The organism is Streptomyces sp. NPDC001828, assembly GCF_042892175.1.
Lineage (GTDB): Bacteria > Actinomycetota > Actinomycetes > Streptomycetales > Streptomycetaceae > Streptomyces.
In genome coordinates this window covers 151,997-165,569 of the sequence record NZ_JBIATV010000011.1, presented here as the reverse complement: position 1 = coordinate 165,569, position 13,573 = coordinate 151,997, and the positions used below count along the sequence as shown (strand labels likewise).

Sequence of the window (13,573 nt, the reverse complement as noted above, 5' to 3'; positions counted from 1 at the left end):
GTGAGAGACCGCCGTCCCGTACAGACCGTACGGATGACGAGTTTCCTTGAGGAGCACACCATGACGCAGAAGATCTGGTTCATCACCGGCGCCTCGCGCGGCTTCGGCAGGGAGTGGGCCATCGCCGCCCTCGAACGCGGCGATTCGGTGGCCGCGACCGCGCGCGACCTCTCCACGCTGGGTGACCTCCGCGAGAAGTACGGAGAACGACTGCTGCCCCTGCGGCTCGACGTGACCGACCGTGACGCCGGCTTCGATGCGGTACGGCAGGCGCACGAGCGGTTCGGGCGCCTCGACGTGGTGGTCAACAACGCCGGTTACGGCCACTTCGGCATGATCGAGGAACTCACCGAGGCCGAGGCGCGCGCCCAGCTGGAGACCAACCTGTTCGGCGCCCTGTGGATCACGCAGGCGGCGCTGCCGTTCCTGCGTGAGCAGGGCGGCGGCCACGTTCTGCAGGTCTCCTCCATCGGCGGCATCAGCGCCTTCCCGATGGTCGGGATCTACCACGCCTCGAAGTGGGCGCTCGAGGGCATGAGCCAGGCGCTTGCCCAGGAAGTCGCGTCGTTCGGCGTCAAGGTCACGCTGATCGAGCCGGGTGGGTTCGCCACCGACTGGGCGGGTTCCTCGTCGAGCACGTCCGATCCGCTGCCGGCGTACGCCGACTTCCACGAGCAGGTGCGGGAGCAGCGCCGCAAGCGCGTCGGCACGCCGGGCGATCCGACCGCGTCCGCCGCTGCCGTGCTGCGGATCGTCGACGCCGAGGAGCCGCCGCTGCGCTGCTTCTTCGGTACGGCGCCGCTGGGCATGGCCAAGGCCGACTACGAGCAGCGTCTCGCGGTGTGGGAGAAGTGGCAGCCCGTGGCAGAGCTGGCGCAGGGCTGACCCTGGGGCCCGGCGCGCGGGGTATGCGCGGCCGCGTCGCGCGGCAAGCCCGTGCGCGAAACAGGGGGCCGACCGGAGAGAACCCGGTCGGCCCCCTGCCGGGACGGCGATGTGCGGTCAGGGGCGGTGGCGCCGGCGCGGCAGGCAAGCGTCGACGCTGCCGTACGTGTCGGTGTGCCCCCCGACGGTCCGGCGGTTACGGGCCGGCCGGAAGCGTCGCAGTGCGCTCCCTTGCCGAGGGCCTTCCGGGGGCGGCCCCTTGTTACTCTCCCCGATCATGCGAGCTCTCTTCCCAGGATCCTTCGATCCGGTCACCCAAGGGCACGCGGACATACTCCGCCGTGCTGCCCTCCTCTTCGACGAGGTCGTGGTGTGTGTGATGTTCAATGCGAACAAGACCGGTCGCTTCCCCGTCGCCGAACGGCTGGACCGACTCCGCGCCGCGGCAACCGAGTTGAGCAACGTCACGGTCGACTCCCACACTGGCGGCCTGCTGGTCGACTACTGCCGCCGGGCCGGAATCGACGTCGTCATCCGGGGAGTCCGCGGCGTTGCGGACCTGGACTACGAAATGCCGATGGCCCGCATGAACCACGAACTGGCCGGTGTCGAAACGTTCTTCATCGCCGCAGACCCCGGCCTGGCCCACATCTCCTCCACCCTCGTCACCACGATGCGTCAACTGGACGCTGTTCCCAAGTGATGAGTTGAGCCGCTGCCCGACGGGCCGGGGCGTGGAGATATCGCCTTCCCGGAGCACGTGCGCTCCCTCTTCGACGACGGAGTGGACCCGGCCCGCAGGTTGTCCCGGCGGAATCCGGCGGACGGGACGCGCCTGCCGGCGCTGCTCGGGGGAGCCGCCGGTGGCGGTCCGATGCCGGACGGGCGCCTGTCGCGCGGGGTCCCAGACCTTGCTTCACCTATCGAGATTCGATAGATTTCCATCGTAGCTCGATGGAAGGATGGGTCATGGGAAAGCTGGCAGTGCGTGCGCTGCGCGCCGTGCTCGGGGTGGTGCTCACCGGCACCGTGTGCGTACAGGCACTGATGGTGTGGGCGTTGATCAGCGGGAAGGACCCGGAGGACGGGTCGCTTCCGCTGACCGCCCTGCGCGTGATCACGATCCTGGGCGTCGGGGCGGCCCAGGTCGCCCTGGTCTGTGTGTGGCGGCTGGTCACGATGGTGCGCCGCGGCACCGTGTTCTCCCACGCCGCCTTCCGGTACGTGGACGTCATCATCGGCGCGATCGTCGCGGCCGCCCTCGTGTGGTTCGCGGTCACGGCCGTCAACGCGCCCGGCCAGCGGGACGACCCCGGCGTCACCTTCATCATGGGCGGGATCGGCCTGGCCATCCTGGGAGTCGCGCTCATCGTGCTCGTGCTGCGGATGCTGCTCGCCCAGGCCGTCGCCCGCGACGTCGAAGCGGCGCGCATGCAAGCCGAGTTGGACGAGGTGATCTGATGCCGATCGCCGTCGACATCGACGTGATGCTGGCCAGAAGGAAGATGTCCGTGGGCGAACTCGCGGACCGCGTGGGGATCACGCCCGCCAACCTGGCGGTGCTCAAGAACGGCCGCGCCAAGGCGGTGCGCTTCGCGACGCTCGCCGCGCTCTGCGAGGTGCTCGAGTGCCAGCCGGGCGACCTCCTCCGCTGGGAGGCCGAGGAAGCAGAGGAAGCCGAGGGCGCCGGGGACGACGCCGGGGACGCCGAGGGTGCCGGGGGTTCGTGGCATCCGGCGACGGCGCCTCCGTAGAAACCCGCTTGGCGGACTGGGGAGGCCCCTGCTACTTTTCCGGTGGCCGTGCGAGAGAACGAGGAGGTGGTACCCGTGAACACAACTACGTGGGTGCTCTCCTCCGGGGTCACGGTCGGGCGATAGGTCGTCCGGGAGCGCCATTCCAGCGCATTCCCGAAAGGCACGACCATGCACTTCACTTCTGAACGGCGTCTCGACGACGGTGTCCTCGAGCGCGCATTCACCCTCGGCGACATCCCCGGCATCCTGTGGACGCCCGCGTCCGCCGCCGCGTCCGCACCGACGCCGCTGATCCTGCTCGGCCCCCCTCCCCTCGGGCTGGGCAAGGTGTACCCCCGGCTGGTGGCCCGGGCCCGGCACGCCGCGGCGGACGGCTTCGCCACGGCCACCATCGAACTTCCGGGCAAAGGCGACCGGCCCCGTTGGCCCGCCGCCGAGCAGGCGCTCGCCGACCTGCGCCGGGCTCTGGAGGCCGGCGAGCCGGTCAGCGACGAGATCATCGACGCCGTCATCCTCCCGCTGGTCGACAAGGCGGCCCCGGAATGGCAGGCAGCCCTGGACGCCCTCCTGTCCCTGCCGGAGATCGGCGGCCCGGTCGGGTACTCGGGGGGAGTGATCTCCATCGGAGTCCGGCTCGCGGTGGTCGAGCCCCGCATCGTGGCCGCCGGCCTCTTCGCGGGGAGCTTCGTGCCGCGCGCCGTCTTCGAGGAGGCGCGGCGGGTCACCATTCCGCTGCACGTCCTGCTGCAATGGGACGACGAGGGGAACGACCGGCAGGCGGCCCTGGACCTGTTCGACGCCTTCGGCTCCCAGGAGAAGTCCCTGCACGCCAACATGGGCGGCCACACCGGGGTCCCGCAGCACGCGGGAGAGGCCGCGGCCCAGTTCTTCACCCGCCACCTGAAGTGAGACCGGCCCCTCGGGCCGGCGGCAGACGGTAAGCGGCGCCGGCCGTGATGCCGTCATCGAGGGCTCCGGCTCTCGATGACGGCGCCCGGGGGACCTCCGCCCGAGCGCACGCGAGGCGCCCGCTCGCTCGGTGGCCGATCCGGGGGCGCAGTCGCGTCGGCCTCCGCGTACGCCGCGTCACGACCCAACTCCCCACAGCGGAAAGGGAGTCGGTGTTGGACCAATCGTGCTCGACCCATCGTGGACAGGGCGGGGACGGGTCTGCGAGGCTGATCTCGCGCCGGGCCATGAGGCCCGCCGTCTGGATCAAGGTGCCGTAGGTCCCCACTTGGGAGGGGTTGCGTTCCGTGCCAATATCCGAATCCACCGTGGCCGCCGTCAGCGAGACCGTGCTCAAGGTCGTCTCCGATGTGCTCAAGCAGCCGGTGGCCCTGACGGACAACCTGCTGATGCTGGGCGTCGACTCGCTGGTGGGTACCCGCATCGTCGTCATCATCCGCTCCGAACTCGCAGTCGACGTACCCCTGTTGACGCTCTTCGAGAACCCCGTGCTCCAGGACTTCGTGACCGAGGTGGCGGAGCTGGTTCAGGAGAACGACGGCTGAACGTCTCTGAGCGCTGCGTGGGGAGGCGAGATGCGGAGAAGCGGACCGACGGTGCCGCTGACGATGGCGCAGGAACCGATCTGGCTGGAACAGCTCAGACACCCGGACCGGCTGAACGCGGGGTTCTTCTTCGCCACCATCCACGGACCGGCGGCGGCCGGTGACGTGGCGGCCGCCTGCGCGTCGGTCTGCCGCCGTCACCCGGAGCTGCGCGGGACCGTCGAGGAGCGTGACCAGCGCTACTGGTTCCGGATCAACGACCTCGACGACGTATTCGAGTTCGAGCAGGCGGCGCTGCCCTGCCCGGCGGGTACCGAGCAGGACGCGGCGCGCGCCTGGTACCTGGCCCGGCGGCCGCTCGACTGGGACCTGACCGCCCGGGCGCCCATCCGCTTCATCCTCCTGGACCACGGCGGGGACCGGCGCACGCTGGTCGTCGCCGTGCACCACATGGCCTTCGACGGCCGTTCCAAGTTCGTGTTCGCCCGGCAGTTCGCGCGGGAACTGTCCGCGATACGCGGACGCGGCGGCCTCACCGGCGCGGAGCCCAGGTCCACCGAGCCCATCGAGAAGTCCGAGCTCACCGCGCCCATCGAGGAGTCCGAGCCCGTCGCCCCGCTCGCGGCCTCCGACGAGCCGGACCCGGCGACGCTGGCGGCGGCGACGCGCTACTGGCGCGGCTGCGACCTGCCCTCGTTCCCCAGCCTGGTGCTGCCCCGGCCGGACAGGGCGACGCCGGCGTCGGGCACGGCCGCGACGCCGCGGTTCGAACTGCCGGACGCGGCGTTCCGGGGGCTCCGCGCCCTCACGGCCGAGGCCGGAACCAGCTTCTTCTCGGGGCTGCTTGCCGCGACCGCCGCACATCTCGCCCGATACGGCAACGACCGGCTGGCCCTGTGCATCCCCGTCGACACGAGCACCGAGGCCACCCGGGACCGGATCGCCATGCAGGTCAACATGGTTCCGTGCGCGATCGTGCTGGAACCGGGGGCGACGTTCCGGGACCTGGTGGTGGCCGCCGGGCAGGCCGTCGCGACCGTCGACCGGTTCCGGCGGGTCCCCTTCCACCTGCTCATGCGCGAACTCCGCCGCGCCTACGGCACGGACGTCGGCCCGGGCATCTTCGACCGCTTCGGAGTGTCGTACCCGCGCGTCGCCGCCGACCTGGGGGAGGTGGCGGGCCTGCGGATCGAGTGGGAGTTCTTCGCGCCGAACTCCTCGCAGTCCTTCCAGACCACGCTGCAGTTGCGCACGACGCCGGACGGCGCCTTCGGCCGCCTCGACTACGGAACCTCCGTCTTCGACGCCGAGACCGCCGAGGACTTCGCCGACGGCTGGTGCCGGACCCTGGAGCACGCCCTTCGAGACCCCAACTCACCTGTTGTGCAAGGTAGTTCGATGCCCACGGCCGCAACGCCCGCGCGGGCGGCGGATGCCGTATCCGGGCCGAAGCCGGTGCCGACGCCGGTGCCGGCGGGAGCGGGCACTGTGGTCGTCCCGGTCGAGCGGTTCCTGCCGACCGAGGACCGGCTGGAGCACGTCAAGGCCGGCGGCCGGATCGTGCTGGTGCTCGACCACGAACAGGCCGGGCAGGTCGCCTGGGGGGAGTGGCAGCCGGACCCCGGCACCCCCGACGCGGCCCTGCCGCTGCCCCATCTCACCGGCCGGTGGCGTCCGGCCGTGGTCGCTCCGGACGGCCAGGAACTGCCCGCGCGCACGCCGGGCCTGCTGGTCCTGCGTCCGCCTGGCGGCGGGGACGACGTGCCGACGGGGTTCCGCGCGCGCATCGACGGCGAGCGGCGCCTGTGCTTTCTCGGACCGGCCGAACGGGCCGGCGACTTCGGAGGCCGGCTCCTGGAAGGGGGACAGGCCGAGCGGCGGATCGCCGCGCTGCCGGGAGTGCGCGACGTCGTCGTCGTACCGGGGGAGGACGCGGCCCATCCCGCGCCCGGCGTCCTGGTGGTCCCCTCGGCCGAGACCGGCTCGGATCCCGGGGCTCGGCGCACCTGGCGGCGGCGGGTCCTTCGGGTCTGGCCGCCGGAGGCGCCCCGGCCGACGCGTGTCGCACTCGTCGACGCGCTGCCGCTCGACCCGTCGGGTGCGGTGGACCTGCCACGTGTCCGGACGATCTGCCGCACCGGCCGACGCCCCCTGGACGGCCTCGGGCCCGCAGGCCCCGGCACCGCGTGACGCAAAGGCCCCTTACGGAACCGATCAAGGAGACCGCAGCGGCCGTGTTCGACGGCGTACCGGTCCGCGTCGAGGAGAGCAGCGCGAGTACGTCGAGGACCACTGAACCGACCGGCCGGGCCCATCGCCCCGCGCCCCCTTTCAACAGGAGTCACTGTGTGCGGAATTGGCGGCATCATCTCGTTCACTGCGGACCTCAGCGAACGGCACCGGACCGCTGACGCGTTCGCGGCGGCGCTGCACGACCGCGGTCCCGAGTCGGGCGGCCGCCGGCTGAGCCGGCACGCGATGCTGGTGTTCACGCGGCTCGCGGTCATCGACCCGGCCGGCGGCGGGCAGCCGATGGTGGGCCGCAGCACTCCGGCCGGCGGCGGCCGGCCGGAGCCGGTCGTCCTGGCCTACACCGGGGAGGTCTTCAACTTCAGGGAGCTACGGGGCGAGTTGATCCGGCGGGGCCACCGTTTCGATACCGACAGCGACACCGAGGTCGTGCTGCGCGCCTACGAGGAGTGGGGGCCGGCCTGCGCCGAACGGCTGCGAGGGATGTTCGCGTTCGCCGTCTGGGACGCGGCCGCCGAGCAACTCCACCTCATCCGCGACCGGTTCGGCATCTACCCCCTCCACTACACGCTCACCGGCGAGGGATTCGCGTTCGCCTCCGAGCCCAAGGCGCTGTTCCGCACCGGCCAGGCCCGGCCGGTGGTCGACCGCGACGGGCTGCGCGAACTCCTCGGCTACACGCCCACCCCCGGCCTGACGGTCTTCCGCGATGTCCGGGAGGTGATACCCGGCGAGATCGTCACCTTCGGCCGGAACGGCCTCGCCCGCCGCCGCTACTGGGACCTGCCGGCGCGCGAGCACACCGACGGCCTGGCCGAGACCATCGCCACCGTGCGGGAGATCCTCGAGGACAGCGTGCGCCGCCAAGTGGTCTCCGACGTGCCGCTCGGCGTGATGCTCTCCGGCGGCCTCGACTCCGGCATCGTGTCCGCGCTGGCCGACCGCGAGGTGGGCGCCGCGGCCGGCGGCGACCGGCTGCGCACCTTCTCCATGGAGTACGTGTACAACCTGGCGAACTTCCGCAGCGACGAGATGCACGAGTCCCCGGACAGTCCGCACGTGGCCACCATGGTCGAGCACCTCGGCGCGGACCACAGTGAACTCCTGGTGACCACCGACGACTTGATGGACCCGGTGCAGCAACTCGCCGTCGTCAACGGGATGGACCGCCCGATCATCGGCCTGGAGACGCACGTCGCGTTCCGCCGCCTCGCGTCACGGATGCGGCCGACGGCGACCGTGGCGCTGTGCGGGGACGGCGCCGACGAGCTGTTCGGCGGCTACATCTGGTTCCAGGACCCCTGGTACGTGCAGGCGCCGACGTTCCCGTGGATCGGCCCGTTCCACGGCATGGAGATGCACTCCGGACTCGTCGACCGGCAGCTCTACCAGGAGCTGGACGTGCCCGGCCACATCGACCAGCGCTACCGCGAGGCCCTCGCGGAGACCCCGCTGACCGGCGAGGAGACCGCCGAGGACCGCCGGATGCGGGAGATCACCCACCTCAACCTCACCCGCTACCTGCGCACCGTCCTGGACCGCCGCGACCGGATGGGGCAGGCCGGGCCGCTGGAAGGCCGGGTGCCGTTCGTCGACCACGTACTGGTGGAGTACGTCTACAACATCCCCTGGGCCATGAAGAACCTGGACGGCCGGGAAAAGGGGCTGCTGCGTGCCGCGATGGGGGACCTGCTGCCGGACAGCATCGTGCGCCGCGGCAAATCGCCCTTCCCCACCGCCCAGGACCCGGCGTACAGGCAGTCCCTGCGCAAGCAGTTGCAGACGATCAGCGAGGACAGGTCCAGCGCGGTCGCCGAACTCCTGGACCCCAAGCGGGTCGAGGCGGTCCTCTCGGACCCGTCCCAGGGCCTTGGCGCGGGCGTGAACCGGCTGAGCATCGAGGCGGCCCTGCAACTGCACTACTGGACAACGGAATGCGGTGTGGAGTTCGCGCTGTGACCCTCTCCCGCGCCCAGGAGCAGATGTGGTTCCTGTACCGGATGGAACCGTCGGCGGCCTACACGGTGCCCGGCGCCTACGACCTCACGGGGCCACTGGACGTCGACGCGCTGCGGGCCGCCCTGCAGGCGGCCGTCGACCGCCACGAGATCCTGCGCACGGAGTTCACCGAGGACGGCGGCCGCCCGGCCGCCCGGGTGCACCCGCCCAGCCCGTTGCCCTGCCCGGTGGTGGAGCTGACGGGTGAGGCGCGGCTGCGCGAGGCACTGCGGGCGGCCTGCGCCCGCCCGCTGCCGCTGACCGGGCCGCACCGGATGCACGCCGTGATCTACCGGCTCGGCGCCGAACACCACGTGCTGTTCCTGATGTTCCACCACATCGTGGTGGACGGGATGTCGGTGCGGCTGCTCCTGGACGAGGTGCAGCGGCACTACCGGTCCGCCGGCCGGGACACGCCGCAGGCGCCCGCGCCACGGTTCGCCGAACAGGCCGCCGCCGACCAGGCCACCGGCGCCGCTGCCGACGCCGGGCACGTCGCCTACTGGCGCACCCGGCTGGCCGGGCTCGACGACGTCGAACTGCCCGCCGACCGGCCGCGCCCGGCGACCTCGTCGGCGCATCGCGGCGAGCTCCTGCGGCACGACCTGCCGCCCGGCTTCATGTCCGCCGTGACGGATCTGGCGGTGCGGGAGCGGGTCACGCCGTTCATGGTGCTCCTCGCGGCGTTCGCCTGGACCCTGAGCCGCACCACCGGCAGCACCGACATCCCGGTCGGCGTGGCCACGTCGAGCCGGGCGAGCGCCGAGTCCTTCGAGACCGTCGGCCTGTTCGTGAACATGCTCACCGTCCGCAACCGGACCGACCCCGACCTGACCTTCAGCGCGTTCCTGCAGCGGACGCGCCAGGACTTCCTGGCCGACCTCGGGCACTGCGGGCTGCCGTTCGGCCAGGTGGTGCGCGCCCTCGGGCCGCCGCGTCACCGGGGGGCCAACCCCCTGTTCAAGATGGCCCTGGGCTACGAGCGCAGGAGACCGGACGACGAACTGGCACCCGGCGTGGCCCTGCGGGCCCGGGACGTGCGCGAAGTCGCCACCGGCCGGGTGAAGTTCGACCTCGACATCCAGGTGTCGGCGGCCGGGGACGCCTCGCTCCTGTACGTCGAGTACTCCCGCGACCTCTACGACCGGTGGCGGATCGAGCAGCTGCTGCGGCACTTCGAGCACGTGACGGCCGCCGCGGTCGCCGACCCCGGCCTGCCGCTGCGGGAGCTCCACCTGGTGGACGAGCGGACCCGGCACGAGCTGATCGGGCGGCTGACCGGACCGCGCCGGGCGACTCCCGCCGCGCTCCTGCACGAGCTGTTCGAACAGCGGGCGCGGGCCGCTCCCGACCGCATCGCCGCGGAGTGCCCGGACGGGAGCCTGAGCTACGCGGCCCTCGACGCCCGCGCCGACGCCGTCGCCGACGACCTGCGCCGAGCCGGGGTCCGGCCCGGAGAGCGCGTGGCCGTCCGACGCGGACGCGGGCTCGCCCTGCTCGCGGGTGTGCTCGGCGCGCTCAAGGCCGGAGCGGCCTATCTGCCGGTGGACCCACGGACCCCCCGAGCTCGGGTGGACGCCCAACTCGCCGACTCCGGCGTGCGGTTCACCCTCGACGACGACGGCGTGCACGCCCTGCCGACGGGCTCGGCCGGCGGACCCCTGACAGCGCCGTCGCGCCCGGCCGCGTACGTCCTCTACACCTCCGGATCGACCGGGCGCCCCAAGGGCGTCGTGGTGTCCCACGCCGCCGCCGTCGACTTCGTGACCCAGTTCGGCGACCGCTTCGGCATCGGTACGGGAAGCAGGGTCCTGCAGTTCTCCAACCTCACCTTCGACGTGTCGGTCCTGGAGATCTTCACCGCGCTGTGCCGTGGCGGGACGGTGTGCATGCCGCCCCTCGAAACCGTCCGTGCCCCCGGTGAACTCGCCGACTACCTGCTGGAGGCACGCGTCGAGGTGGCCGCGCTGCCGCCGACGGTGGCCGACCTCGTACCGGTGCGCGCCGGCCTTCCGCTGCGGGTGCTGTCCCTCGGCGGCGAACCGGTCCCCGCCGCGCTGGCCGCCCGCTGGCACGGGCCGGGACGGCAGGTGCTCAACTCCTACGGCCCCACCGAGACCACCGTCATCGTCGCTTCCCACGTCTGTGGGCCGGACGAGGGCGAGCCGGTTCCGTTCGGACGGCCGCGCGCCAACACGCACGCCTATGTGGCCGACGCCTTCGGGGGCCTGGCGCCCGAAGGCGTGCCCGGCGAGCTGTTCCTGGGCGGAGCGTCGGTCGCCGACGGCTACGAGAACGCGCCCGACGCCACGCGCGCGTCGTTCGTACCGGATCCGTTCGTGCCCGGGCGGGGCACGGTCTACCGGACCGGGGACCGCTGCTCGCTCGGCCGGGATTCCGCGCTGACCTTCCACGGCCGGCTCGACGGACAGGTGAAGATCCGCGGCTTCCGGGTGGAACTCGGCGAAGTGGAGGCGGTCCTGGCCGATCACCGCGATGTCGGCCGCGCCGCCGTCGGCGTCCTAGGCTCCGGCCCGGGCGCCCGGCTCGCCGCCTGGGTGGTGCCCGCCGCGGACCGCTGCGACACGACCCGGCTGATCCGGTGGCTCGCCGAGCGGCTGCCCGCGTACATGGTCCCCGCCACCGTCGAGGTGATCGGCGCCCTGCCGCTCACCCCGCACGGAAAGGTCGACCGGGCCGCGCTCCCGCAGCCGCGGCGGCACTCCGGGGCGCCCGCCGAGCCGCGCAACGCCGAGGAGAAGGCGGTCGCCGAGGCGTTCGCCGCCACGCTGGGCCTGGAGCGGGTTGGTATCCACGACGACTTCTTCGACCTCGGCGGCACCTCCCTGCAGATCATGCGGCTCCTTGAGGAGGTCGGGCGGCGGCTCGGCGGCGCGCCGTCCGTCGGCGACGTCTACGCCGCCCCGACCGCCGCGGCGCTCGCCGAACGCGGGGCACGCGCTCCCCGGGACGTCCCGCCCGCGCAGCTGTCCGCCCTCACCGGCGGCGTACGGACCGACCCCGCCGCCCGGCCGCTGTTCCTGATCCACCCCAGCGCCGGATCGCCGCTGTGTTACGCGCCGCTCGCCCAACTGGTCGGCCCGGGACTGGAGTGCTGGGGTGTCGCGGCGCAAGCGCTGCACGGCGGCCCGCCGCCCGGCTCGGTGGCCGCCATGGCCGACCAGTACGCCGCCCTGATCGCCCGCGCCTGCCCCGACCGCTCGGTGTACGTGGCCGGATGGTCCTTCGGCGGGATCGTCGCGCAGGCCGTCGCCCAACGGCTGCGCCACCGCCTGGACCGCGAGGTCGCCGGACTCGTCCTGATCGACGCGGTGCTGCCCGAGGGTCCGCCGCCGGCCGACGACGCCCTCGCGGACAGCTTCCGCGAGGAGGTCGCCCTGACCCTGGGCGCGGGCGCGGTTGCCGGGGGCCGTACCGGAAACGGACCTGCGGCCGCCGACGAGCTGCGGCAGCGCTTTCCGCTCTACTCCGCGATCGTGCGCGCGGTGTACGGTCACCGGCCGGAACCGGCCGACGTGCCCACCCTGCTGGTGTCGGCGGCGCGGTCCGGGCCGTCCGCGAAAGCGTGGCACGGGCTGCTGACCGGGCCGGTGGCCGAAGAGGTCCTGGACGCCGACCACTTCGGCCTTGTCACCGGTCCTGCGGTGGCCCAACTCGCCTACTGCGTAACCGAGTTCGTCAGTCGGCTTCGATGAGCCGGATCGCTCCCATCGGGCACTTGTAGGCGGCTTCCCGCACCGCCGGATGCCACTCGGTGTCCGGCTCCGCCGTCATCGCCACGACCGTCCCGTCGTCCTCGCGCTGGGTGAACACGGCGGGGACGGTCATGGCGCAGACGCCCGAGCCCACGCACGCCTCGCGGTCCGTCTCGATCGTCAGACGCTCAGACATCCCACTCCACCGGCAGCGCCTTGACCCCCCACACGCCCATGTCGTGCCGCATCTCGATCTCCTCCCGGGGTACCGCCACGCGCAGGCCGCGGAGCCGCTGGAAGAGCACCGAGTAACCGATCCGCAGCTCGGCGCGCGCCAAGTGCTGACCGGGGCAGGCGTGGACGCCGTGGCCGAAGCCCAGGTGACCGGTGGTCGTCCGCCGCAGGTCCAGCCGGTCGGGGTCGTCGAACCGCTCCGGGTCGCGGTTGGTCGCGGGCAGCGAGACCAGCACCACCTCGCCGCGCCTGATGTGCCGGCCCGCCAGCTCCACGTCCTCCAGGGCCCCGCGGAACGGGCCCATGTGGAAGATGGTCTGGTGCCGCACCAGCTCCTCGACGGCGTCGTTCATCCCGCTCATGTCGCCCAGCAGGACGGCGAGTTGATCCGGATTCTCCAGCAGCGCGTAGACGCCGAGCGCGATCATGTTCGCGGTCGACTCCAGCCCGGCGACGAGCAAAGTGACGCCGACGCCGGTCAGCTCCTCGTCGGTGAGGTCGCTCTCGGTCAGACCGCTGAGCAGGTCGTCGCCCGGGTGCGCGCGCTTGGCCACCGTCAGCTTGCTGATGTAGTCGTAGAGGTACGCCCAGGCGCGCGCGGAGTCGATGGTGCTGGTCTTCATGTCGACCAGTACGTGCGAGCGTTGGAGGAACGCCTCGCGGTCCTCCACTGGCACGCCCAGGAGTTCGCAGATCATCGCCGAGGGAATCGGCACCGCGAAGTCGCGCAGGAGGTCCGACGGGGGTCCGATCCGGATCATCTCGTCCAGGCAGGCGTTGGCCATGTCGGTGATCCTCGGCTCCAGCATCGCCATCCGCCGCACCGTGAACTGCCCGGCGAGCAGCCGCCGGTAGCGCGTGTACTCCGGCGGGTCCAGCCGGCTGAACATCCCGGGCAGCGTCGGCATGTGCCGCGTGGTCACCCGGGCCCGCTCGACGGGCCAGCGCCGGTACTCGTTGCGGTTGCTGAACCGGTTGTCGGCGAGCACCTCGCGGGCGAGCGCGTGGCCGGTCACCAGCCAGCCGCGATGTCCGTCGGGGAAGACCAGCCGGCTGAGCGGTGCCCGCTCTCTCAGGGTGCCGAGAGCGTCCGGCGGATGGAAGGGACAGGAGCGAGCCATCGGGAGGCCGTGGATCTCCGGGGTCATCTCCACCATGGACTTCAACATAGCCGCCATCCCGCACCCGGCCAAGGGACCTCGACCGTAAGGAAGTTACT

The 13,573-nt window shown here is 72.3% G+C and carries 11 protein-coding genes; 9 read left to right on the top strand and 2 right to left on the bottom strand.

Features of this window, described 5'->3' with window-relative positions; all coding sequences use genetic code 11:
• Positions 1-60: 60 nt before the first annotated feature.
• The 9 genes from ACFYZA_RS28070 to ACFYZA_RS28030 all read left to right on the top strand — a co-directional run bounded on the left by ACFYZA_RS28070 (position 61) and on the right by ACFYZA_RS28030 (position 12,120).
• Positions 61-885 (top strand): SDR family oxidoreductase, encoded by an 825-nt coding sequence (locus tag ACFYZA_RS28070; RefSeq protein ID WP_388493382.1) that lies wholly within the window; start codon positions 61-63, stop codon positions 883-885.
• Positions 886-1,162: 277 nt separating this feature from the next.
• A complete protein-coding gene (gene coaD, locus ACFYZA_RS28065) occupies positions 1,163-1,588 on the top strand; it encodes a pantetheine-phosphate adenylyltransferase (protein WP_388493381.1) in 426 nt (141 codons plus the stop codon).
• A 266-nt stretch (positions 1,589-1,854) separates the two neighbouring features.
• The gene (locus ACFYZA_RS28060) at positions 1,855-2,346 is read left to right on the top strand and encodes a DUF2975 domain-containing protein (protein WP_382595967.1); all 492 of its coding nucleotides are present in this window, start codon (positions 1,855-1,857) and stop codon (positions 2,344-2,346) included.
• Entirely contained in the window at positions 2,346-2,639 is a 294-nt protein-coding gene (locus ACFYZA_RS28055) for a helix-turn-helix domain-containing protein (RefSeq protein WP_388493380.1), read from the top strand. Before ACFYZA_RS28060 ends, ACFYZA_RS28055 begins: the two co-directional genes overlap by 1 nt.
• Positions 2,640-2,810: 171 nt before the next feature.
• The gene (locus ACFYZA_RS28050; protein ID WP_388493378.1) at positions 2,811-3,551 is read left to right on the top strand and encodes an alpha/beta hydrolase; all 741 of its coding nucleotides are present in this window, start codon (positions 2,811-2,813) and stop codon (positions 3,549-3,551) included.
• 347 nt (positions 3,552-3,898) lie between these two features.
• Positions 3,899-4,156, top strand: coding sequence for a phosphopantetheine-binding protein (locus ACFYZA_RS28045; protein WP_382595959.1), 258 nt, complete (start codon positions 3,899-3,901; stop codon positions 4,154-4,156).
• A gap of 30 nt (positions 4,157-4,186) precedes the next feature.
• Positions 4,187-6,346 (top strand): condensation domain-containing protein, encoded by a 2,160-nt coding sequence (locus ACFYZA_RS28040; RefSeq protein WP_388493377.1) that lies wholly within the window; start codon positions 4,187-4,189, stop codon positions 6,344-6,346.
• Positions 6,347-6,502: 156 nt separating this feature from the next.
• A complete protein-coding gene (asnB, locus tag ACFYZA_RS28035; protein WP_388493375.1) occupies positions 6,503-8,365 on the top strand; it encodes an asparagine synthase (glutamine-hydrolyzing) in 1,863 nt (620 codons plus the stop codon).
• Positions 8,362-12,120: an amino acid adenylation domain-containing protein gene (locus tag ACFYZA_RS28030; RefSeq protein WP_388493374.1), complete on the top strand. Its 3,759-nt coding sequence runs from the start codon at positions 8,362-8,364 to the stop codon at positions 12,118-12,120. Before asnB ends, ACFYZA_RS28030 begins: the two co-directional genes overlap by 4 nt.
• On the opposite strand, the gene ACFYZA_RS28025 is transcribed toward ACFYZA_RS28030, so the two are convergent.
• Both ACFYZA_RS28025 and ACFYZA_RS28020 read right to left on the bottom strand, forming a co-directional pair.
• The gene (locus tag ACFYZA_RS28025) at positions 12,104-12,316 is read right to left on the bottom strand and encodes a ferredoxin (RefSeq protein WP_388493372.1); all 213 of its coding nucleotides are present in this window, start codon (positions 12,314-12,316) and stop codon (positions 12,104-12,106) included. The two genes, ACFYZA_RS28030 and ACFYZA_RS28025, sit on opposite strands and share 17 nt — an antisense overlap.
• On the bottom strand, positions 12,309-13,511 hold the full coding sequence (locus ACFYZA_RS28020) for a cytochrome P450 (RefSeq protein WP_388493371.1): 1,203 nt from the start codon (positions 13,509-13,511) through the stop codon (positions 12,309-12,311). The genes ACFYZA_RS28025 and ACFYZA_RS28020 overlap by 8 nt, the downstream gene beginning before the upstream one ends.
• Positions 13,512-13,573 lie beyond the last annotated feature (62 nt).